This window comes from Citrobacter sp. Cpo030 (assembly GCF_030333005.1).
GTDB lineage: Bacteria > Pseudomonadota > Gammaproteobacteria > Enterobacterales > Enterobacteriaceae > Citrobacter > Citrobacter portucalensis.
On the sequence record NZ_JAOWGT010000043.1, the window covers coordinates 293453 to 314470 of the forward strand.

The 21018-nt window shown below is 51.8% G+C and carries 17 protein-coding genes; 15 read left to right on the top strand and 2 right to left on the bottom strand.

What is annotated here, in order from left to right; all coding sequences use genetic code 11:
- Positions 1-61: 61 nt before the first annotated feature.
- Entirely contained in the window at positions 62-931 is an 870-nt protein-coding gene (gene alkA / locus OGY37_RS03780) for a DNA-3-methyladenine glycosylase 2 (protein ID WP_003834271.1), read from the top strand.
- Here alkA and OGY37_RS03785 read toward each other — a convergent pair.
- Positions 899-4228, bottom strand: a complete 3330-nt coding sequence (locus OGY37_RS03785; RefSeq protein WP_286620122.1) for a diguanylate cyclase — start codon at positions 4226-4228, stop codon at positions 899-901. The two genes, alkA and OGY37_RS03785, sit on opposite strands and share 33 nt — an antisense overlap.
- Before the next feature lie 315 nt (positions 4229-4543).
- Here OGY37_RS03785 and udk point away from each other — a divergent pair, with 315 nt between their 5' ends.
- The 3 genes from udk (at position 4544) to asmA (ending at position 7738) form a co-directional block, all read left to right on the top strand.
- Positions 4544-5185: a uridine kinase gene (udk, locus tag OGY37_RS03790; protein WP_003036776.1), complete on the top strand. Its 642-nt coding sequence runs from the start codon at positions 4544-4546 to the stop codon at positions 5183-5185.
- A 91-nt stretch (positions 5186-5276) separates the two neighbouring features.
- Positions 5277-5858, top strand: coding sequence for a dCTP deaminase (dcd, locus tag OGY37_RS03795; RefSeq protein WP_003834269.1), 582 nt, complete (start codon positions 5277-5279; stop codon positions 5856-5858).
- 26 nt (positions 5859-5884) lie between these two features.
- Positions 5885-7738 (top strand): outer membrane assembly protein AsmA, encoded by a 1854-nt coding sequence (gene asmA / locus OGY37_RS03800; RefSeq protein ID WP_286620124.1) that lies wholly within the window; start codon positions 5885-5887, stop codon positions 7736-7738.
- A 44-nt stretch (positions 7739-7782) separates the two neighbouring features.
- Here asmA and OGY37_RS03805 read toward each other — a convergent pair whose 3' ends face one another.
- Complete coding sequence (locus OGY37_RS03805) at positions 7783-9366, bottom strand: TerC family protein (protein ID WP_286620130.1); 1584 nt, start codon at positions 9364-9366, stop codon at positions 7783-7785.
- Positions 9367-10020: 654 nt separating this feature from the next.
- Here OGY37_RS03805 and OGY37_RS03810 point away from each other — a divergent pair.
- The 11 genes from OGY37_RS03810 to fcl all read left to right on the top strand — a co-directional run bounded on the left by OGY37_RS03810 (position 10021) and on the right by fcl (position 21016).
- A complete protein-coding gene (locus OGY37_RS03810; protein ID WP_003834266.1) occupies positions 10021-11160 on the top strand; it encodes a polysaccharide export protein in 1140 nt (379 codons plus the stop codon).
- A 5-nt stretch (positions 11161-11165) separates the two neighbouring features.
- A complete protein-coding gene (wzb, locus tag OGY37_RS03815) occupies positions 11166-11615 on the top strand; it encodes a low molecular weight protein-tyrosine-phosphatase Wzb (protein ID WP_148361772.1) in 450 nt (149 codons plus the stop codon).
- Positions 11612-13774, top strand: a complete 2163-nt coding sequence (gene wzc / locus OGY37_RS03820; protein WP_149281541.1) for a tyrosine-protein kinase Wzc — start codon at positions 11612-11614, stop codon at positions 13772-13774. Before wzb ends, wzc begins: the two co-directional genes overlap by 4 nt.
- Before the next feature lie 72 nt (positions 13775-13846).
- Complete coding sequence (wcaA, locus tag OGY37_RS03825; protein ID WP_000206145.1) at positions 13847-14689, top strand: colanic acid biosynthesis glycosyltransferase WcaA; 843 nt, start codon at positions 13847-13849, stop codon at positions 14687-14689.
- 2 nt (positions 14690-14691) lie between these two features.
- Positions 14692-15180, top strand: a complete 489-nt coding sequence (gene wcaB / locus OGY37_RS03830; RefSeq protein WP_286620133.1) for a colanic acid biosynthesis acetyltransferase WcaB — start codon at positions 14692-14694, stop codon at positions 15178-15180.
- On the top strand, positions 15177-16394 hold the full coding sequence (gene wcaC / locus OGY37_RS03835; protein WP_149281543.1) for a colanic acid biosynthesis glycosyltransferase WcaC: 1218 nt from the start codon (positions 15177-15179) through the stop codon (positions 16392-16394). The genes wcaB and wcaC overlap by 4 nt, the downstream gene beginning before the upstream one ends.
- Positions 16369-17586: a colanic acid polymerase WcaD gene (gene wcaD, locus OGY37_RS03840; protein WP_125112559.1), complete on the top strand. Its 1218-nt coding sequence runs from the start codon at positions 16369-16371 to the stop codon at positions 17584-17586. The genes wcaC and wcaD overlap by 26 nt, the downstream gene beginning before the upstream one ends.
- A 5-nt stretch (positions 17587-17591) precedes the next feature.
- Positions 17592-18338 (top strand): colanic acid biosynthesis glycosyltransferase WcaE, encoded by a 747-nt coding sequence (wcaE, locus tag OGY37_RS03845; protein ID WP_286620135.1) that lies wholly within the window; start codon positions 17592-17594, stop codon positions 18336-18338.
- Positions 18339-18347: 9 nt separating this feature from the next.
- Positions 18348-18902, top strand: a complete 555-nt coding sequence (gene wcaF, locus OGY37_RS03850) for a colanic acid biosynthesis acetyltransferase WcaF (protein ID WP_003834258.1) — start codon at positions 18348-18350, stop codon at positions 18900-18902.
- 24 nt (positions 18903-18926) lie between these two features.
- A complete protein-coding gene (gene gmd / locus OGY37_RS03855) occupies positions 18927-20048 on the top strand; it encodes a GDP-mannose 4,6-dehydratase (protein ID WP_003036748.1) in 1122 nt (373 codons plus the stop codon).
- 2 nt (positions 20049-20050) lie between these two features.
- Entirely contained in the window at positions 20051-21016 is a 966-nt protein-coding gene (gene fcl / locus OGY37_RS03860) for a GDP-L-fucose synthase (protein ID WP_286620137.1), read from the top strand.
- Positions 21017-21018: the final 2 nt, after the last annotated feature.

The following is a 21018-nucleotide window of genomic DNA, read 5'->3' on the forward strand; positions in this document are numbered from 1 at the left end:
AAGCAAGGCGTACTGATTGAATACCGTTTATGCTGTAGGTTTGCGTAAAAAGGAAAACTGAATGTTCACGCTGAGCTGGCAACCGCCTTATGACTGGCCCTGGATGCTGGGGTTTCTTGCCGCCCGTGCGGTTGAAGGTGTCGAAACCGTAGGAAAGCTGGATTATGTCAGAAGCCTGTCCGTAGGGGGACATCGTGGTCTGGTGCGCGTTGTCCCGGATCTGCACGCCAACGTGCTACACGTGACATTGAGCACAGGGTTACAGCCGGTAGCTTCCGAGTGCCTGGCAAAAATAACGCGCTTGTTCGATCTTGGCTGTTGCCCGCAGCAAATTATCGCCGCGCTGGGTAGCCTCGGTGCGGCGCGTCCTGGACTGCGCCTACCGGGATGTGTCGATGCGTTTGAGCAAGGGGTGCGGGCGATTTTAGGGCAGTTAGTCAGCGTATTGATGGCCGCGAAACTGACGGCGAAAGTGGCGCATGCTTACGGGGAAGCGCTGGAGGATGCACCCGAGTATGTGTGTTTTCCTACGCCGGAAGCGCTTGCCAATGCCGATCCGCTGCACCTGAAAGCGTTAGGAATGCCGCTCAAACGCGCTGAAGCGTTGATTCATCTGGCTCGCGCAATGCTTGAGGGAGCGCTCGCGACAACAGCCCCTACCGATATCGAACAAGGCGTTAAGCAGCTACAAACGTTTCCCGGGATAGGACGCTGGACCGCCAACTACTTTGCACTGCGCGGCTGGCAGGCGAAGGACGTTTTTCTGCCGGATGATTATCTGATTAAGCAGCGTTTTCCCGGCATGACACCGGCCCAGATCCGACGGTATGCAGAGCGCTGGAAACCCTGGCGCTCCTATGCGCTGTTGCATATCTGGTATACGGATGGCTGGCAGCCGTCAGTTGATGGCGAAATTACTGGTATTCAGTAGCAGATCCAGCGGTTGGGCGTCGGCAATAATATCGCCATAAATCATATCAATACCGATGCCAGAAAGCGTATCCATGATGAGTGGCAACTGCACCGGGCCGGCGATAGTTTTTATGTCCAGGCGCTGGGCATGACCCTGGATAATGGACACCCACATTTCGTCGATCAGGTTGCCGGGAGCGCTGGCACTTAGCTCGCTGTCGAGCAACAGGTAATCGACAATGTGATATTTCAGGTTGTCAAAAAGCTCTAAATCGCGACCAACCTGACTTAACACAATTCGACAACCGTACTGACGCAGTCGATGCAGGGCGGATATCGCCTGCGTTGGGTTGGTTTTGATGACGCTTGCCGGAACGGTCAGATGCAGCAATCGCGGCGGTAGTGGACTGTGTTGCAAGTGCTCCAGCAGCTCATCGATAAGTTCTGTGTTGAGCAGGCCGGCGGCGGAAAGGGGCAGGGCAATACTGAGACCCTTGTTGGCGACGGCTGGGGCAGCATTCTGGAAGAAATCGCTAAATACCCGACGGTCAAGCGCCTTGCTTAACGCGGGATCGACCAGCCCGGCGCGGAAGGCTTGCTCCTCAATGGCTTCACCTTCAGCGGTGCCTAAGCGAAGCGAGAGAAGCCAGAAGCTAAACGTCTCCGGTATACGTGGGGAAGCCACACCTCTGGCGATCATCAGCATTGGGTTGTGCATAATGGTGTGTCTTTGCTCATCCAATGTCAGTTGACTACACGCGTCATGACCCTGGCTTTGCTGCGGTTCATAAACGCAGACGCGTCCACGCCCACTGTTTTTCGCCGCATAACAGGCAATATCGGCCTGAGACATCACATCGGTCGCGACATGGTTTTTCTCATCAATGAGCGTAATCCCTGCGCTGGCGCCAATACGGTGTAAGCGGCCTTCCCACATGAAGTGGTAATCATTAATGGCGCTGATGACGCGACCTGAAATAAAGCGGGCGCTTTCAATATTACAATCCGGTAGCAACAGACCAAACTCGTCGCCGCCCAGGCGCGCCAGCATATCGCTGGATCGCAACATGCTGAGCATAAGTGCTGAGAGTTCACGCAGCAGGGCATCGCCAGCGGCATGACCCGCGCTGTCGTTCACCGCTTTAAAACGATCCAAATCGATAAAAACCAGCACATGACGCTGGTGCGTATTGTGTACCGAATGCAGCAATTGTTTTAGATGGTTTTCGAAACTGACCCGGTTTGCCAACTGCGTCAGGTCATCATGCGAGGCGCTGTAGCTAAGCTGGCGGAGCATCTTCCGTGACTCTGTGACGTCCTGAATAACCAACACCGAGCCAATGCTGCCGCCGTCGAGGGTGCTGAGAGACGTGATGCTGTACTGAATGTCATAACTGTTGCCGTTACGGCAATGCAGGACCACTTCCTGTTCGATTGCCGTACGCGACATGTCAGCACTGTAGATATTTTCCATCAGCGGACCGTTCTCGCCAAAAGTAATATGTAGTACCGTCAATAGCGGAATGCCGATGGCACTGTCCTGCTGCCAGCCGCTCATTTTCTCAGCGACCGGATTCATAAAGGTCACGTTCATATCGACATCAATACAAATCACCGCTTCGCCGATTGAATCCAGCGTAATGTGCAGGCGCTCTTTTTCCTGATACAGCGCTTCGTTAAGCTGCTTGACTTCGGTCATATCCATATTGATACCAAGCAAGCGTTCAACTTCACCGTCTTTATTCAGTACCCGGTTGGCCAACGAACGGATATGGCGTATGCCATCTTTTACCGCGATACGAAACTCAAGCTTAAACGGAGCCCGTGCGGCCAGTGAATCACGAATCACATTTTCGGCGTACTCACGATCTTCGGGTACCACGCACTCATACCAGACTTGCCAACTGGGCTTGATATGCGCAGGAACTTCGTAGAGATCGAACATCCGTTTATCCCAGCTGATCACGTCAGGCTGGAGTTCCCATTCCCAAATCCCAATCCCCCCGGCTTCATTGGCGAGGGTGATGCGCTCCATCAACCGTTTGTTGATCCATTCGGTATGCTTCAGGTCGTTAATGTCCTCAACCTGCGCAATAAAGTAGAGTGGGGTATTGTCGCTATGACGCACTAACGAAACCGCCAGCAACGCCCAGACGACGTCGCCTGCGCGGGTGTAATAGCGTTTTTCCATGGAATAGCTATTAATCTCTCCGCGTGCCAGCATGTTCAGCTGTTCAATGTCGTTGTTCAAATCTTCCGGCCAGGTCAATTGCTGGAAGGTCAGTGAACGTAACTCCTCCTGGCTATAGCCCAGAAACTGGCACAAGGCTTTATTGGCCTGTAACCATTGCCCCTCGGTACCGACTAAAGCCATGCCAATCGCGGAATATTCCATGGCGTTACGAAAGCGTGACTCGCTTTCTGAAATGTGCTTGCGTTCGGCTCGAAACGCGTACATCACCATGGTCATCATATTAGCGGGCAACAGGATCATCAAAAACGGCAACCAGGGGATGTCCGTCATCATGTTCGGTTTCGGGGTGTAAAGCAGCGAAGGGTCGGCAGCCAGCATCAGCGAAACCATCATCACGGTGCTGAGGAATATTAAAAACGCCTCCATACGCGGCAGACGGACAGCGCTCCACATCAGCAGGACAATAACGCAGGTAAATGGCCATGGAATGTACATCATGGACAGCCAACTGAGCGTTAAGGTCACCAGCAGGGTAATCAGGGTCTCAAGCAATAATCGCGGGTCGCGATGGCGCAACAGGTAATGTGGTTTAAACAGTAAACCTAACGGCACCAACGCCAGTGCGCCAATGGATTCTGACAGTACCCAAATGAGAAAGGTATTTAATGACGTGTCCTTCGGCAGCAACAACCACATCAATATGCCGCCCAACAGTGGCGGAACAACCGCGCTACCAAATGCCAGGCGCGCCCAGTCATTCAAATTTTGTAAGGGATTGTACCAGGGCAGCAGTTTACGCAATAACATTGCGCCAACAACAGCCTCAATAATGTTAATGACCGTATAGGAGAAATTAAGCGACTGTCCGGGGAAAAAAAGTAAAGAGGCGCCGATGCTACCGAATGAGCAAGCCAGCGCGATCCCTGGCCACATCTTTCCCGCGTGACGGTAAAAAGCCACCATCATGATAGAGGTTGGAAACCACAGCGGTGCAAGCTGTGCGCCGTAACGTGACAGTTCCAGCGAAAACAACGTAAAGATGAAAGCCACCAGACCTAAACTGGCCAGGCGCAGTAGAGGATGGGGTAAGGTAACTAAAACATGTTGGGATTGTTTACTCATTACCACTCTACCCAAATAGCCGTTGTCGCCCAGCAGAGATGCCGAACGCATCACATTTAATCTGGGATCATGCTAGTACAAACAATTTACAATTTATACGCCAGCTGCTCATAAATTAACACTCCCAAGCTATTAATTCCTAAGGCAGGTGAATAAATATAGCGGCTGTTCTAAATCTGACCATTTTAATTTGCGACAGGGACAGCATTGGTGCAGCCTGGGGTGGCATCGCGCCGCTGAAATCCCTATAATTGCCGCGTTTGGCGTTTCGGCGCCGCCCTTCCTTACATCCAGGTTAATCAGGTCGCTAAATTTATGACTGATCAGTCCCATCAGTGCGTCATTATCGGCATTGCCGGCGCGTCGGCTTCCGGCAAGAGCCTTATTGCCAGTACTCTTTATCGCGAATTGCGTGAACAAGTCGGTGACGAACATATTGGCGTTATTCCCGAAGACAGCTATTACAAAGATCAAAGCCATCTGTCGATGGAAGAACGCGTAAAAACCAACTACGACCATCCGAACGCGATGGACCACAGCCTGCTGTTTCAACATCTGCAAACGCTGAAACGCGGCTCTGCCATTGAGCTGCCGGTTTATAGCTATGTTGAGCACACGCGTACGCAAGACACTATTCATATCGAACCGAAGAAAGTCATCATCCTGGAAGGCATTTTGCTGCTGACGGATGCGCGTTTGCGCGATGAGATGAACTTTTCTATTTTTGTTGATACGCCGCTGGATATTTGTCTGATGCGCCGTATCAAGCGCGATGTGAATGAACGTGGTCGTTCAATGGATTCGGTGATGGCGCAATACCAGAAAACCGTCCGCCCAATGTTCCTGCAATTTATTGAGCCTTCAAAACAATACGCCGACATCATTGTGCCGCGCGGGGGTAAAAACCGCATCGCCATCGATATTCTGAAGGCTAAAATCAGTCAGTTCTTTGAATAAGTTCAGCGAATTGTGTACCGTTCAGTGATAACCTGGTTCACCCTTAACGCACCTGGCATTAAGGGTTTGAAGCACGAAAGGAGAAAGTGCCATGCGTTTATGTGACCGAGATATTGAAGCCTGGTTGGATGAAGGTCGCCTGTCGATCACTCCACGCCCTCCTGTCGAGCGAATCAATGGCGCCACGGTAGATGTGCGTCTTGGCAACAAATTCCGTACGTTCCGCGGTCATACAGCGGCGTATATCGATTTGAGCGGACCGAAAGATGAAGTCAGCGCCGCGCTGGATCGCGTGATGAGTGATGAAATCGTCCTCAAGGACGGCGAGGCATTCTTCTTGCATCCGGGTGAGCTTGCGCTGGCAGTAACATTTGAATCTGTGACGCTGCCTTCCGATCTCGTCGGTTGGTTAGATGGCCGTTCTTCGCTGGCTCGTCTGGGACTGATGGTACACGTCACCGCACACCGTATCGATCCGGGCTGGTCTGGCTGTATCGTACTGGAGTTTTACAACTCCGGAAAATTACCCCTGGCTTTGCGTCCGGGCATGCCGATTGGCGCGTTAAGTTTCGAACCGCTTTCTGGTCCGGCAGCGCGACCATACAACCGTCGTCAGGATGCGAAGTATCGCGACCAGCAGGGCGCCGTTGCCAGCCGGATCGATAAAGACTGAGTGTTTTTCAGTCCATTGGGGATAGCATGAGACGATTTCTGACGACGCTGATGATTCTTCTGGTCGTGCTGGTGGCCGGCTTTTCTGCGTTAGTACTGTTGGTGAATCCGAATGATTTCCGCGCGTATATGGTCAAGCAGGTTGCCGCACGTAGCGGATATCAGCTGCAGTTGGATGGCCCCCTGCGTTGGCACGTATGGCCGCAACTGAGTATCCTCTCAGGGCGAGTGGTGTTAACGGCTGAAGGTGCCAGCGAACCTCTGGTTCGTGCCGACAATATGCGCCTTGACGTTGCGTTATGGCCGCTGTTGAGCCACCAGCTCAGCGTGAAGCAGGTGATGCTCAAAGGCGCAGTGATTCAACTGACCCCGCAAACTGAGGCGGTGCGCGGTAAAGATGCGCCCGTTGCCCCAAAAGACAATATGTTGCCCGATCTGGCGGAAGACAAAGGGTGGTCGTTTGATATCGCCCGTTTGCGGGTTGCCGACAGTGTTCTGGTATTCCAGCATGAAGACGACGAACAAGTTACCGTTCGTGATATTCGTCTGGAGATGGAACAAGATAGCCAGCACCGCGGCACGTTTGATTTTTCCGGGCGTGTGAACCGCGATCAGCGCGATCTCGCGTTATCCTTTAACGGCACGGTCGATGCCTCCGATTATCCGCACAACTTATCTGCGAATATTGCGCAGTTAAGCTGGCAACTGCAGGGGGCCGATCTGCCGCCGCAGGGAATCAACGGTCAGGGACATCTTCAAGCGCAATGGCTGGAAGAGAAAAAACAGCTTTCGTTTAGCCAGATAAATTTGACCGCTAATGACTCTTCTTTCTCTGGGCAAGCACATGTGGCCTTGTTGGAAAAACCGGAATGGGCTGTCGACTTAAAATTTGGTCAGCTCAATCTGGATAACCTGCTCGTACAACATGACGCAGCGGCGACAGCAAAAGGTGACGTTCAGCAAGGTCAGAGTCAGTCAACGCTGGCGCGCCCCGTCATTGCTTCCCAGGTTGATGCCGTTTCGTATCAGGGACTCAAGGGTTTTTCGGCAGACATCGCTTTGCAGGCTGACAAAGTGCTGTGGCGAAAAATGGCGTTTGAGAATGTCTCGGCAAAAATAGACAACCGGTTCGGCTTACTGAACATTGCGCAGTTGCAGGGAAAAAGTGATGGCGGGCTGATCTCACTGCCCGGCACGCTGGATGCCAGAAAGGGAGAACCGCGAGCGGTCTTTCATCCGCGCCTGGAAGGTGTGGAAATTGGCACTATTTTGAAGGCCTTTGATTACCCCATCGCACTCACCGGCAAGCTGTCGCTGGCAGGGGATTTTTCCGGCTCAGATATTGATGCCCGGGCGTTTCGCCATAGCTGGCAAGGGCAGGCCCATGTCGAAATGAACGATACGCGAATGGAAGGGATGAACTTCCAGCAGATGATTCAACAGGCTGTAGAACGCAGCGGTGGGGATGTTAAATCTCAGCAAAACCTCGATAACGTGACCCGGTTGGATCATTTTGTAACCGATATGACGCTGGATAACGGAGAGGTGACGCTGGATAACATGGCAGGGGAGTCCGCGATGTTGGCGCTAACCGGCAAAGGAACGTTAGATCTGGTGAAGCAGAATTGCGACACGCTGTTTAACATTCGCGTGCTGGGCGGTTGGGATGGCGAAAGTAAGTTGATTAGTTTCCTGAAGGCCACCCCAGTTCCTCTCAGGGTCTATGGCCAGTGGCAATCACTGAACTACAGTCTGCAAGTTGATCAGCTTTTGCGTAAGCATCTGCAGGATGAAGCAAAACGTCGTCTGAATGACTGGGCAGATCGCAATAAAGATTCCCGCAACGGCAAAGATGTTAAAAAGTTGCTGGATAAGCTCTGATTCATATTGCCGGATGGTGGCTAATGCCCCATCCGGCTCGTGACTTACACCTCGTAATCCATCTCTTCTTCTCCGTGTAGCGGTATCAGCTGGACCTTTTGCACGCGATGATTTTCCACCTGCAGGGTTTTTAGCCGATAGTCGCCAACCTGGACTTCCTCCCCGGTTTTCGGGATGCGCTGCAAATACTCCATTAACAGCCCGGCAATGGTGTGATACTCACGCTTTTCGTCTAACGGGATAGGGACGTACTGCACCAGGTCTTCCAGCGGCATATGTCCGTTAGCGGTCCACGAACCATCGGCGTTTTTCTGAATATCATGGCGGGCGTCGATTTCCTCTACCTCGTTTGGCAGATTGCCGGCGATGGTTTCCATCACATCACTCAGCGTCACAATCCCTTCGACGGAACCAAATTCATCGGCTACAAACGCGAAATGCGTGCGGGCATTACGGAACTGCTCAAGCGCAGGAAGCAGCGGCAGAGTTTCTGGGAACACCAGCGGCTGGCGAATCAATACGCGCAGGTCGAGCGGCTCGCCGCGCAGAGACTGTTGCAGCAAATCGATGACATGCACCACGCCCAGCAGTTCCTCCTGCTCGTCTTCGCCAGTGACCACCAGACGCATATGCTGGTTTTTTTCCAGTAAGGCGCGGATTTCTGCTTCGGGCGCATTGAGGTCGATATGTTCAATATCGTGGCGCGAGGTCATGATACTGCTGACGGTACGCTGATTGAAGTTCAGCACACGTTCAATCATCCGCCGCTCCTGAGGCGCAAAAATTTGACCTTCATGATGATCCGCCAGCATCGCCGCGGTTTCGGCATCCAGTTCAGCATCTTCTTTTTGCCCGCTCAGCAGTCGCATTACCGCCTCGGCGGTGCGCTGGCGCAGAGTATGGTTGGCTGAGAGGAAGCGACGACGGTTAAAAATAGCCAACTGGTTCAATGCTTCGATCATGACCGAGAAGCCGATGGCCGCGTACAGGTAACCTTTCGGGATATGGAAACCAAACCCTTCGGCCACCAGACTGAAACCAATCATCAGCAGGAAGCTCAGACACAGAATAACAATAGTTGGATGGCTGTTAACAAAGCGCGTCAGCGACTTGCTGGCCAGCAACATCAGGCTGATGGCAATAATGACTGCCGCCATCATCACCGCCAGGTGATCGACCATGCCAACAGCGGTAATGACGGAATCCAGAGAGAAGATGGCATCCAGCACCACGATCTGCGCGACCACCCCCCAGAACTTAGCGCCTTTACGCTGGGTGGGGTTATCGCTGTCTTTCCCTTCCAGCCGTTCGTTGAGCTCCATAGTGGCTTTAAACAGCAGGAAGAAACCACCGAACAGCATGATCAGATCGCGGGCGCTGAAGCTGAGATCGCGAATGCTGAACAGCGGCGTGGTCAGCGTTACCAGCCAGGATATTGATGCCAGCAGCAGCAGGCGCATAACCATCGCCAGCAGTAGCCCGGTAATACGCGCCTTATCCCGCTGGGCAGGAGGCAATTTCTCCGCGAGGATGGCAATAAAAACAAGATTATCAATGCCAAGAACAAGTTCGATCACGATTAACGTGACCAGTCCGGCCCAGATTGACGGATCGGCAATCCATTCCATAGTAAATGCTATACCCATAGTTGTATGACAATTGTCACAATTCGATCATGGGTAAAACTGGCGAAAAATGCAATGGCGAGAAGGGATTTCTCTGTCGGTTATATCAGAACAGACGCAGGATAATAGCCTTAATGTAACTACAGGAAATGATTTTATTAATCTAAACATATTTAGGAAATATCGCAGATGGAATATTTCTATATCAATATTGTCAATATCAATAAAATCCTAAAAATATATAAACCCGACGCTTAATATTAATCTTAAAAGCCGGGTATCGGCGGTTTGTTATCTTGCCTGATATTCGCATAGCTGCAACAATTCTTGCGGTAATAATCAAAAGATAAATATTTCCTCATCAATCAGTGACGCCATTCCCGATGCGTTAACGCTGTAAAAGTGATGAAAATAAAGGAGAAGATAAAAATCTAAATTAATCAGTGCATTGGTAGCTAGTGAAGCCAGGGGCGGTAGCGTGTCTGGTCGCCTGAAACAAGCCTAAATTATTCTGTCAAGAGACCGCAGATGAATACATTTTTTTAGGACTGATGCCAGTTAAATTCCATTTCAATTAACGGCAAGGTAAATACGTACAGGCGAAGTCGCTATTTAGATTGCATGTGATAAATACTCTGCCAAAGTGATAAATAATCAATGATGAAATCCAAACTTAAATTGATGCCAGTATTGGTATCGGTGATCTTGATAAACGGTTGTACCGTGCTTCCGGGCAGCAATATGTCTACGATGGGCAAAGATGTGATTAAACAGCAGGACGCTGATTTTGATATCGATCGCATGGTGAATGTTTATCCACTCACGCCACGGCTGGTCGAACAATTACGTCCTCGACCAAATGTTGCACAGCCTAATATGTCGCTGGACCAGGAGATTTCCGGATATCAGTACCGGGTCGGCCCGGGGGATGTCCTGAATGTGACCGTCTGGGACCATCCTGAACTCACCACGCCAGCCGGGCAGTACCGTAGCTCAAGCGATACCGGCAACTGGGTGCAGCCTGATGGCACCATGTTTTACCCCTACATCGGCAAAGTCAGCGTGGTAGGGAAAACGTTGGCAGAGATTCGTAGTGATATTACCGGGCGCTTAGCGAAGTACATTGCTGACCCGCAGGTGGACGTTAATATCGCCGCTTTCCGCTCGCAGAAGGCCTATGTCTCCGGGCAGGTGAACAAATCCGGCCAGCAGGCCATCACCAACGTGCCGCTTACCGTTCTCGATGCCATTAACGCCGCTGGCGGTCTCACCGAGGCAGCAGACTGGCGCAACGTTGTGCTGACTCATAAAGGGCAGGAGCAACGTATTTCACTGCAAGCGCTGATGCAAAATGGCGACCTGAGCCAGAACCGTCTGCTCTATCCTGGCGACATTCTGTTTGTTCCGCGTAATGACGATCTGAAAGTCTTCGTAATGGGGGAAGTGAAAAAACAGAGCACCCTCAAAATGGACTTCAGCGGCATGACGCTTACCGAAGCGCTGGGCAATGCCGAAGGTATTGACCTGACCACCTCCAACGCCAGCGGCATTTTCGTTATTCGACCATTGAAAGGCGAGGGCGGGAACAACGGCAAGATCGCCAATATCTATCAGCTTGATATGTCCGATGCGACGTCGCTGGTGATGGCAACATCATTCCGACTCCAGCCATACGATGTGGTGTACGTCACTACCGCGCCGGTTGCTCGCTGGAACCGTTTGATCAATCAGTTGCTGCCGACTATTAGCGGTGTTCGCTATATGACGGACACGGCCAGCGACCTTCACAACTGGTAATCATCATGTTTAACAAAATCTTAGTTGTCTGTGTGGGGAACATTTGCCGTTCCCCGACGGCAGAGCGCTTGTTAAGGCAATTTCATCCGGCGTTAACGGTCTCTTCTGCCGGTCTTGGGGCGTTGGTGGGGAAAGGCGCGGATCCGTGCGCCATTAGCGTGGCGCAGGCGCACAACTTGTCCCTGGATAATCATTGTGCCCGGCAGATCACGGGACGAATGTGCCGGGAGTATGACCTGATCCTGACCATGGAAAAGCGCCATATCTCTGCCCTATGTGAAATGGTGCCGGAGATGCGCGGCAAAGTGATGCTTTTTGGGCACTGGGACAGCGAGCGCGAAATTCCCGATCCGTATCGTAAAAGCCGTGATGCGTTTGATGCAGTGTACGCATTACTTGAACGGTCTGCCCGCCAATGGGCTCAGGCACTGAACGCAGAGCAGGGAAAACAATGACAGAAAAAGTAAAACAGTCTGCTGCGCCGGTAACGGGCAATGATGAAATCGATATTGGTCGTCTGGTCGCAACGGTGGTGGAAGCCCGCTGGTGGGTTCTTGGCATTACCACGGCTTTTGCATTGTGTGCCGCGGTCTACACGCTGTTCGCCACACCCATCTACAGTGCGGACGCGCTGGTGCAAATTGAGCAAAATACTGGAAATTCACTGGTGCAGGATATTGGCTCGGCGTTGTCGAACAAACCTCCGGCCTCAGAAGCGGAAATTCAGCTCATTCAGTCACGACTGGTATTAGGGAAAACGGTAGACGATCTCAACCTTGATATCGCCGTTACCAAAGATACGTTCCCCATTTTTGGCGCGGGCTGGGATCGGCTGATGGGGCGTCAGAACGAAACGGTTAACGTGACGACCTTCATGCTGCCAAAGGCAATGAATGAACAGACCTTCACGCTCAATGTGCTGAATGACACAAGCTATCAACTGGTGAGTGACGGGGGTTTTAGCGCCCGGGGGCAAGTCGGCAAGGTGTTGGAACACGATGGCGTGACGATGCTGGTTGAGGCGATTCATGCCAGCCTGGATAGCCAATTTACCGTCAGCAAATTCTCCACGCTGGGCATGATAAACACCCTGCAAAATAACCTGATGGTGACGGAAACGGGCAAAGATACCGGCGTATTGAGCCTGACCTTTACCGGCGAAGACCGCGAGCAAATCCGCCAGATCCTCGACAGTATTACCCGCAACTATCTGCAACAAAATGTGGAACGTAAATCCGAAGAGGCCGCCAAAAGTCTGGCGTTTCTGGCAAAGCAACTGCCTGAGGTGCGTAATCGGCTGGACGTTGCTGAAAACAAGCTGAACGCCTTTCGTCAGGATAAAGACTCCGTGGATTTGCCGCTGGAAGCCAAAGCGGTGCTGGATTCGATGGTGAATATCGATGCGCAGTTGAATGAACTGACCTTCAAAGAAGCGGAGATTTCCAAGCTGTTCACCAAAGCGCATCCGGCGTACCGCACGCTGCTGGAAAAACGCCAGGCGCTGGAAGATGAGAAAAGTAAGCTGAACGGGCGCGTAACGGCGATGCCGAAAACGCAGCAGGAAATTGTTCGTCTGACGCGTGATGTGGAGTCCGGTCAGCAGGTCTATATGCAGTTGCTGAACAAGCAACAGGAACTGAAGATTACCGAGGCCAGTACGGTTGGCGATGTGCGCATTGTCGATCCCGCGATTGCCCAGCCTGGCGTGCTGAAGCCGAAAACGGCGCTGATTATTCTCGGCAGTATCATTCTCGGTTTGATGCTTTCCGTGGTGGGCGTACTGCTGCGTTCTCTGTTTAATCGCGGTATTGAAAGCCCGCAGGCACTGGAAGAGCATGGTATCAGCGTGTATGCCAGTATTCCGCTGTCCGAATGGCAAAAAGCACGTGATAACGTTCAGACCATTAAAGGTGTGAAACGCTACAAGCAAAGCCAGCTGTTGGCCGTAGGTAATCCAACCGATCTCGCCATAGAAGCGGTCCGCAGCCTGCGTACCAGCCTGCACTTTGCCATGATGCAGGCGCGTAACAACGTATTGATGCTGACTGGCGTCAGCCCGTCGATTGGCAAAACGTTTGTCTGCGCCAACCTGGCGGCAGTCATCAGCCAGACCAATAAACGCGTGCTGTTGATCGACTGCGATATGCGCAAAGGCTATACCCACGAACTGCTGGGGACCAATAACGACAACGGCCTGTCTGAGATCCTCATCGGCAAAGGGGATATCTCATCCAGCGCCAAACCGACATCGATTCCGCATTTTGATCTGATCCCTCGCGGTCAAATCCCTCCCAATCCTTCCGAGCTGCTGATGAGCGAGCGTTTCGGCGAACTGATTGCCTGGGCCAGCTCGCACTATGACCTGGTGTTGATTGACACTCCACCAATTCTGGCGGTGACCGATGCGGCGATTGTTGGCCGTCATGTCGGCACCACGCTGATGGTGGCGCGTTATGCGGTCAACACGCTGAAAGAGGTGGAAACCAGCCTGAGTCGCTTCGAGCAAAATGGCATTCAGGTGAAAGGGGTGATCCTCAACTCGATCTTCCGTCGTGCCAGCGGGTATCAGGATTACGGCTACTACGAATACGAATACACGTCGGATGCGAAATAAATCACCAACCCTGCCGGATGCGGCAAAAACGCCTTATCCGGCCTACAAAAGCGTATCTATCCGGAAACGAAAATGACGACAGAAAACCCGCTAATTTCAATTTATATGCCAACCTGGAACCGCCAGCAGCTGGCCATTCGGGCGATTAAATCGGTGTTGCGCCAGGACTACCCTCACTGGGAGATGATCATTGTGGATGATTGCTCTTCCTCATATGAGCAGTTGCAGCAGTTTGTTGAGGAACTCAACGATCCGCGCGTGTCGTATACACATAATTCCACCAACTCCGGGGCCTGTGCGGTGCGTAATCAGGCCATTATGCAGGCCAACGGGCAATACATTACGGGGATTGATGATGATGATGAATGGACGCCGAACCGCCTGAGCGTGTTCCTGCAGTATCGGCATCAACTGGTCACACGGGCGTTTCTGTATGCCAATGACTATGTCTGTGAGGGCGAAGTGTATTCGCAGCCGACCAGTCTGCCGCTCTATCCGAAGTCCGTTTATTCACGCCGCAGGTTTTATAAGCGCAACATCATTGGTAATCAGGTATTTACCTGGGCATGGCGGTTTAAAGCATGCCTGTTCGATACCACGCTGAAAGCGGCGCAGGATTACGACATCTTCCTGCGCATGGTGGTGGCGTATGGCAAACCGTGGAAGGTCAAAGAGGCGACGCAGATCCTGCATGTGAATCACGGCGAGATGCGTATTACCTCATCGCCGAATAAATTCTCCGGCTACTTTCAGTTTTACCGCAAGCACAAAGGCAAATTTGACCGGGCCAGCAAGAAATATCAGTTGTTTACCCTCTATCAGATCCGCAACAAACGGATGAACTGGCGCACGCTGCTGACGCTGCTTTCTGTTCGCAACAGTAAGCGTCTGGCCGACGGACTGCGAGGACGCTAATTATGCTGGAAGATTTACGCGCGAACGGTTGGAGTCTGCGCCCCTGCTGCATGGTGGCGGCCTATCGGATTGCCCATTTTTGCTCCGCCTGGCGTAAAAAAAATATCATAAACAACCTGTGGGCCGCCCCGGTGCTGGTGATGTATCGCTTTATCACCGAGTGCCTGTTTGGCTATGAAATTCAGGCTGCTGCATCAATTGGTCGTCGTTTCACCATCCATCATGGCTATGGGGTGGTTATCAATAAACACGTGGTGGCGGGGGATGATTTTACCCTACGCCACGGCGTCACTATCGGCAATCTTGGTGCCAACGATCCATCCTGTCCGGTCATCGGTAACGGCGTTGAGTTGGGGGCCAATGTCACTCTGCTCGGCGACGTTGCTATTGGCGATAACGTGACGATTGGCGCCGGGAGCGTTGTGGTGGATAGCGTCCCGGACAATACGCTGGTCGTGGGTGAGAAGGCACGGGTGAAGGTAATAAAATGAAGATATTACAGTTTAATGTCCGACTCGCAGAAGGTGGGGCGGCAGGCGTGGCGTTAGATTTGCATCTGAGGTCGCTGGAAAAAGGGCTGTCGTCGCGGTTTGTCTATGGCTATGGCAAAGGCGGTAAAAAAAGCGCCAGTCATGCGAATTTCCCGCAGGTTATCAAATATACGCCGCGCCTGACGTCGGCGGCGAACATTGCGCTGTTTCGTTTCGCGAACCGCGACGTGTTTGGCAATCTCAACAAGTTATATCGTGAAGTTACCCGCACCTCCGGCCCGCTGGTACTGCATTTTCACGTGTTGCACAGCTACTGGTTGAACCTGGAAGAGGTGGTGACCTTTTGCCAAAAAGTGAAGGCGCATAAACCGGATATCACTTTCGTCTGGACGCTGCACGATCACTGGAGCGTGACCGGGCGCTGTGCCTTTACCGATGGCTGCGAAGGCTGGAAAACGGGCTGTCAGAAATGCCCAACGCTCAGCAATTATCCGCCGGTAAAAGTCGATAAAGCCCATCAGCAGTTGCCCGGTAAGCGGCAGATGTTCCGTGCGATGCTGGCGCTGGGTTGCCAGTTTATCTCGCCCAGTCAACATGTGGCCGACGCATTCAACAGCCTGTATGGCGTGGGACGCTGCCGTATTATCAATAATGGCATTGATGTGGCAACTGAAGCCATTCTTGGCGAACTGCCCGCGATGCCTGCGGAGAGCGGTCGGCCGAAAATTGCCGTGGTGGCTCATGACCTGCGCTATGACGGCAAAACCAGTCAACAACTGGTGCGAGCGATTGCCGCGCTTGGGGACAAAATTGAGCTGCATACCTTCGGCAAATTTTCGCCATTTGCGGGAGATAACGTCATCAACCACGGTTTTGAGAGCGATAAGCGCACGTTGATGAGTGCGCTTAACCAGATGGATGGACTGGTGTTCAGCTCCCGTGTCGATAACTACCCGCTGATTCTGTGCGAAGCACTTTCCATCGGCGTACCGGTAATTGCCACACACAGCGATGCCGCGCAGGAAGTGCTGGCTAAATCAGGCGGCAAAACGTTCAGCGAAGCGGATGTATTGCAGCTGGTGCAGCTGAAAAAATCAGACATTGCGCAGGCGGTATTTGACACGTCCCTTACCGCGTTCAGCCAGCGCAGTCGGGTGGCATACAGTGGGCAACAGATGCTGGAGGAATATGTCTCGTTCTATCAGAATCTGTAGCTATCTGGTGCTACCGCTGCTTTATCTGCTGGTTAACGTCAAACTTGCCCAGCTTGGCGAGAGCTTCCCGATAACCATCGTCACGTTCTTGCCCGTTCTGCTGTTGCTGTTTGTCGAGCGCATCAATATCAAAAAATTAATGATCGCACTGGGCGTGGGGGGCGGGCTGACGGCGTTTAACTACCTGTTCGGTCAATCACTGGATGCCAGCAAGTACGTAACGTCAGCGATGCTGTTTGTTTATACCGTGGTGATTATTGGCATGGTGTGGAGTATTCGCTTCAAAACCATTTCACCGCATAACTATATTAAGATTTTGCGTTTTTTCTGGCTGGTGGTGGGGCTGGTGGTGGGGTTAGCTGCGGTTGAAATGGCACAGATAATTCTCAGCGGCGGCAGCAGTTTAATGGAAGTTATTTCGAAATATCTTATTTACAGTAACAGCTATGTTCTGAACTTTATTAAGTTTGGTGGGAAACGTACCACCGCACTCTATTTCGAACCGGCATTCTTCGCTCTGGCGTTAATCTCAATTTGGCTCAGTATCAAACAGTTTGGTATCAAAACACCTAAGTCCGATGCTATGATTCTGGCAGGGGTAATATTATCAGGATCTTTTTCAGGGGTAATGACGTTTATTTTGTTTTATCTCCTGGAGTGGGCGTTCCAGTACCTGAATAAGGATGCGATAAAAAAGAAGCTACCGCTGGCGATAATCTCATTAAGCGTGTTTTTAGTTGGGGTGATATTTGCTTTTCCGTACATCGCAACGCGGCTTGGTGATTTAGGAACTGAAGGTTCGTCATCGTATTATCGTATCGTAGGACCATTGGTGATGGTCGGTTATTCATTACTGAATGTTGATGGCGTAGTGAGATTTGGCTCACTTTATGAATACGTCGCGTCATTCGGAATTTTTAACGGTGCAGATGTCGGTAAAACAATAGACAATGGTTTGTATCTGCTGATTATTTATTTTTCATGGTTCGCGGTGATATTAGCCCTGTGGTACATGGGGAAGGTCATGAAAATGATGATCAATGCGTTTGGCGATAATCAGAATTATCGGGTGCAGCTTTATCTTTTTACACCGTTGTCCCTGTTTTTTACAGGTTCAGTATTTAGTCCGGAATACGCATTTTTAATTGTGTGTCCGTTTATATTGCGCAAGGCGCTGAATATCGCGAGGTAACTCACATGCTGCTCAGTATCATTACCGTCGCCTTTCGCAATCTGGAAGGGATCGCCAAAACTCACGCATCGCTGGCACATCTGGCGCAAGCGGGTGATATCAGTTTTGAGTGGATTGTTGTTGATGGCGGCTCCTCGGATGGTACGCCGGCGTTTCTTGAAGGGCTCAGTGGGGAACACCGGTTACGGTTTGTTAGCGAGCCGGATAACGGCATCTATGATGCGATGAACAAAGGTATCGCGATGGTGCGCGGGCGGTTCGCGCTGTTCCTCAACTCCGGGGATATTCTGCATGCGGATGCGGCACATTTTATCCGCCAGTTAAAAACGCAGAGCGACCAAACCATGGTCATTGGCGATGCGTTGCTGGATTTCGGCAATGGCAACAAAATTAAGCGCCGGGCAAAACCAGGTTGGTATATTTATCACAGCCTGCCCGCCAGCCATCAGGCGATATTCTTTCCGCTCTCAGGACTGAATGTCTGGCATTATGATTTGCAATATAAAATATCGTCTGATTACGCGTTGGCAGCCCAATTATACAAGTCCGGTTACGCTTTTAAAAAGCTGAGCGGGTTGGTATCGGAGTTTTCCATGGGCGGAGTGTCAACGACGAATAATCTGGAATTGTGTCGGGATGCCAAAAAAGTACAGCACCAGATATTACACATGCCAGGTTTTTGGACCGGATTGTCAGAATATTTACGTCTGCGCACAACTGGTAAAACTAAAACCTTATATGGGAAAACGTAAGGGCATAGTATGCAAGATTTAAGCGGATTTGAAGTGCCTGGAGGTTTTCGCGGCGGTGGCGCTATTAAAGTGCAATTATGGTGGGCAGTGCAAGCAACATTATTTCGCTGGTCTCCACAGGTCATGTATCGCTGGCGTGCATTTTTATTACGAATGTTTGGCGCAAAAATAGGAAAAAACGTAGTCATTCGGCCTTCAGTAAGAATTACTTATCCGTGGAAATTAACCCTGGGAGATTATGCCTGGGTGGGTGACGACGCGGTTTTATATACGTTAGGTGATATTACGATTGGCGCCCACGCGGTTATTTCGCAAAAAAGTTATTTATGCACCGGGAGTCATGATTATGCCAGTCAACATTTTGATATTAACGCCACGCCGATTGTGGTTGGCGCTAAATGCTGGTTGGCGACAGATGTCTTTGTCGCGCCTGGCGTGACGATTGGCGATGGCACCGTCGTCGGAGCACGAAGCAGCGTATTTAAATCGCTGCCAGCAAATGTCATTTGTCGGGGAAATCCCGCAGTAGTCACGCGCGAACGCGTCGAGAAAGTTACTCCCTGAGGGGATCACTGAAGAGGTTATAACATGTCAAAAGTCGCTCTCATTACTGGCGTAACCGGGCAGGATGGTTCTTACCTGGCAGAACTCCTGCTGGAAAAAGGGTACGAAGTACACGGTATTAAGCGTCGCGCTTCATCATTCAACACCGAACGTGTGGACCACATCTATCAGGATCCGCATTCAGGCAATCCCAAATTTCATCTGCACTATGGCGATTTGACCGACTCCTCCAACCTGACCCGTATTTTACAGGAAGTCCAACCGGATGAAGTCTATAACCTGGGCGCCATGAGCCATGTCGCGGTGTCGTTTGATTCACCGGAATACACCGCAGACGTTGATGCGATCGGCACCTTGCGTTTGCTGGAGGCAATTCGCTTCCTCGGACTGGAGAAGAAGACCCGTTTTTATCAGGCGTCCACCTCTGAGCTGTACGGTCTGGTACAGGAAATCCCGCAGAAAGAGAGCACGCCGTTCTATCCGCGCTCGCCGTATGCCGTTGCCAAGCTGTACGCCTACTGGATAACCGTCAACTACCGCGAGTCTTACGGGATGTATGCCTGTAACGGCATTCTGTTCAACCACGAGTCTCCGCGCCGTGGCGAAACCTTTGTTACTCGCAAAATTACCCGGGCGATCGCCAACATCGCTCAGGGGCTGGAGTCTTGCTTGTACCTGGGCAACATGGATTCACTGCGCGATTGGGGGCATGCCAAAGATTACGTCAGGATGCAGTGGATGATGCTGCAGCAGGATAAGCCGGAAGATTTCGTGATTGCCACCGGCGTGCAGTATTCCGTGCGCCAGTTTGTAGAAATGGCGGCCGCTCAGCTGGGGATTAAATTGCGCTTTGAAGGTGAGGGCGTGAATGAGAAAGGCATCGTGGTTTCTGTGACCGGACACGATGCGCCGGGGGTGAAACCCGGGGATGTCATGATTGCCGTTGATCCGCGCTACTTCCGTCCGGCTGAGGTGGAAACGCTGCTGGGCGATCCGGCCAAAGCCCATGAAAAACTGGGCTGGAAACCGGAAATCACACTGCGCCAGATGATCTCGGAAATGGTTGCCAACGATCTTGATGCGGCGAAGAAACATTCCCTGCTCAAGTCGCACGGTTACGAGGTCGCTATCGCGCTGGAGTACTAAGGATGAAGACACAACGTATTTTTGTGGCGGGCCATCGCGGGATGGTGGGGGCCGCCATCGTCAGACAATTGTCGCAGCGAAATAACGTAGAGCTGGTGCTGCGTACCCGCGACCAGCTTAATCTGCTGGACGCCGGTGCGGTGCAGGCGTTCTTCGCCACTGAACACATTGATCAGGTTTATCTGGCGGCGGCAAAAGTAGGGGGGATTGTGGCAAACAATACTTATCCTGCTGATTTTATTTATGAAAACATGATGATTGAGAGCAACATTATTCATGCGGCGCATCTGCATAACGTGAATAAACTGTTGTTTCTCGGGTCATCCTGTATTTATCCCAAGCAAGCCACCCAGCCAATCGCTGAAAGTGAACTGTTGCAGGGGACACTTGAACCGACCAATGAGCCGTATGCGATTGCCAAAATTGCCGGTATTAAGCTGTGTGAATCGTATAACCGACAATATGGCCGTGATTATCGCTCGGTGATGCCGACCAATCTGTACGGACCGCATGACAACTTTCATCCGAGTAATTCGCATGTGATCCCGGCGCTGCTGCGCCGCTTTCATGAGGCTCGCGAGCAAAATACGCCGGATGTGGTGGTGTGGGGAAGCGGGACGCCAATGCGTGAATTTCTGCATGTCGACGATATGGCGGCGGCCAGTATCCACGTGATGGAGCTGGCTCAGGAAGTGTTGCAGGAATATACCCGACCAATGCTGTCGCATATCAACGTGGGCACCGGTGTGGACTGCACCATCCGTGAACTGGCCCAGACCATCGCGCAGGTTGTGGGTTACAAGGGGCGCGTGGTGTTTGACGCCAGCAAACCGGACGGCACGCCGCGCAAATTGCTCGACGTTACGCGTCTGCATCAGTTGGGCTGGTATCACGAGATATCTCTGGAAGCGGGGCTTGCCAGTACATATCAGTGGTTCCTTGAAAACCAGCAGCGTTACCGGGGGTAAGC

Coding starts and splice junctions, on each gene's coding strand:
- alkA (WP_003834271.1), top strand. CDS start 62: ATGTTCACGCTGAGCTGGCAACCGCCTTATGACTGGCCCTGGATGCTG.
- OGY37_RS03785 (WP_286620122.1), bottom strand. CDS start 4,228: ATGAGTAAACAATCCCAACATGTTTTAGTTACCTTACCCCATCCTCTA.
- udk (WP_003036776.1), top strand. CDS start 4,544: ATGACTGATCAGTCCCATCAGTGCGTCATTATCGGCATTGCCGGCGCG.
- dcd (WP_003834269.1), top strand. CDS start 5,277: ATGCGTTTATGTGACCGAGATATTGAAGCCTGGTTGGATGAAGGTCGC.
- asmA (WP_286620124.1), top strand. CDS start 5,885: ATGAGACGATTTCTGACGACGCTGATGATTCTTCTGGTCGTGCTGGTG.
- OGY37_RS03805 (WP_286620130.1), bottom strand. CDS start 9,366: ATGGAATGGATTGCCGATCCGTCAATCTGGGCCGGACTGGTCACGTTA.
- OGY37_RS03810 (WP_003834266.1), top strand. CDS start 10,021: ATGATGAAATCCAAACTTAAATTGATGCCAGTATTGGTATCGGTGATC.
- wzb (WP_148361772.1), top strand. CDS start 11,166: ATGTTTAACAAAATCTTAGTTGTCTGTGTGGGGAACATTTGCCGTTCC.
- wzc (WP_149281541.1), top strand. CDS start 11,612: ATGACAGAAAAAGTAAAACAGTCTGCTGCGCCGGTAACGGGCAATGAT.
- wcaA (WP_000206145.1), top strand. CDS start 13,847: ATGACGACAGAAAACCCGCTAATTTCAATTTATATGCCAACCTGGAAC.
- wcaB (WP_286620133.1), top strand. CDS start 14,692: ATGCTGGAAGATTTACGCGCGAACGGTTGGAGTCTGCGCCCCTGCTGC.
- wcaC (WP_149281543.1), top strand. CDS start 15,177: ATGAAGATATTACAGTTTAATGTCCGACTCGCAGAAGGTGGGGCGGCA.
- wcaD (WP_125112559.1), top strand. CDS start 16,369: ATGTCTCGTTCTATCAGAATCTGTAGCTATCTGGTGCTACCGCTGCTT.
- wcaE (WP_286620135.1), top strand. CDS start 17,592: ATGCTGCTCAGTATCATTACCGTCGCCTTTCGCAATCTGGAAGGGATC.
- wcaF (WP_003834258.1), top strand. CDS start 18,348: ATGCAAGATTTAAGCGGATTTGAAGTGCCTGGAGGTTTTCGCGGCGGT.
- gmd (WP_003036748.1), top strand. CDS start 18,927: ATGTCAAAAGTCGCTCTCATTACTGGCGTAACCGGGCAGGATGGTTCT.
- fcl (WP_286620137.1), top strand. CDS start 20,051: ATGAAGACACAACGTATTTTTGTGGCGGGCCATCGCGGGATGGTGGGG.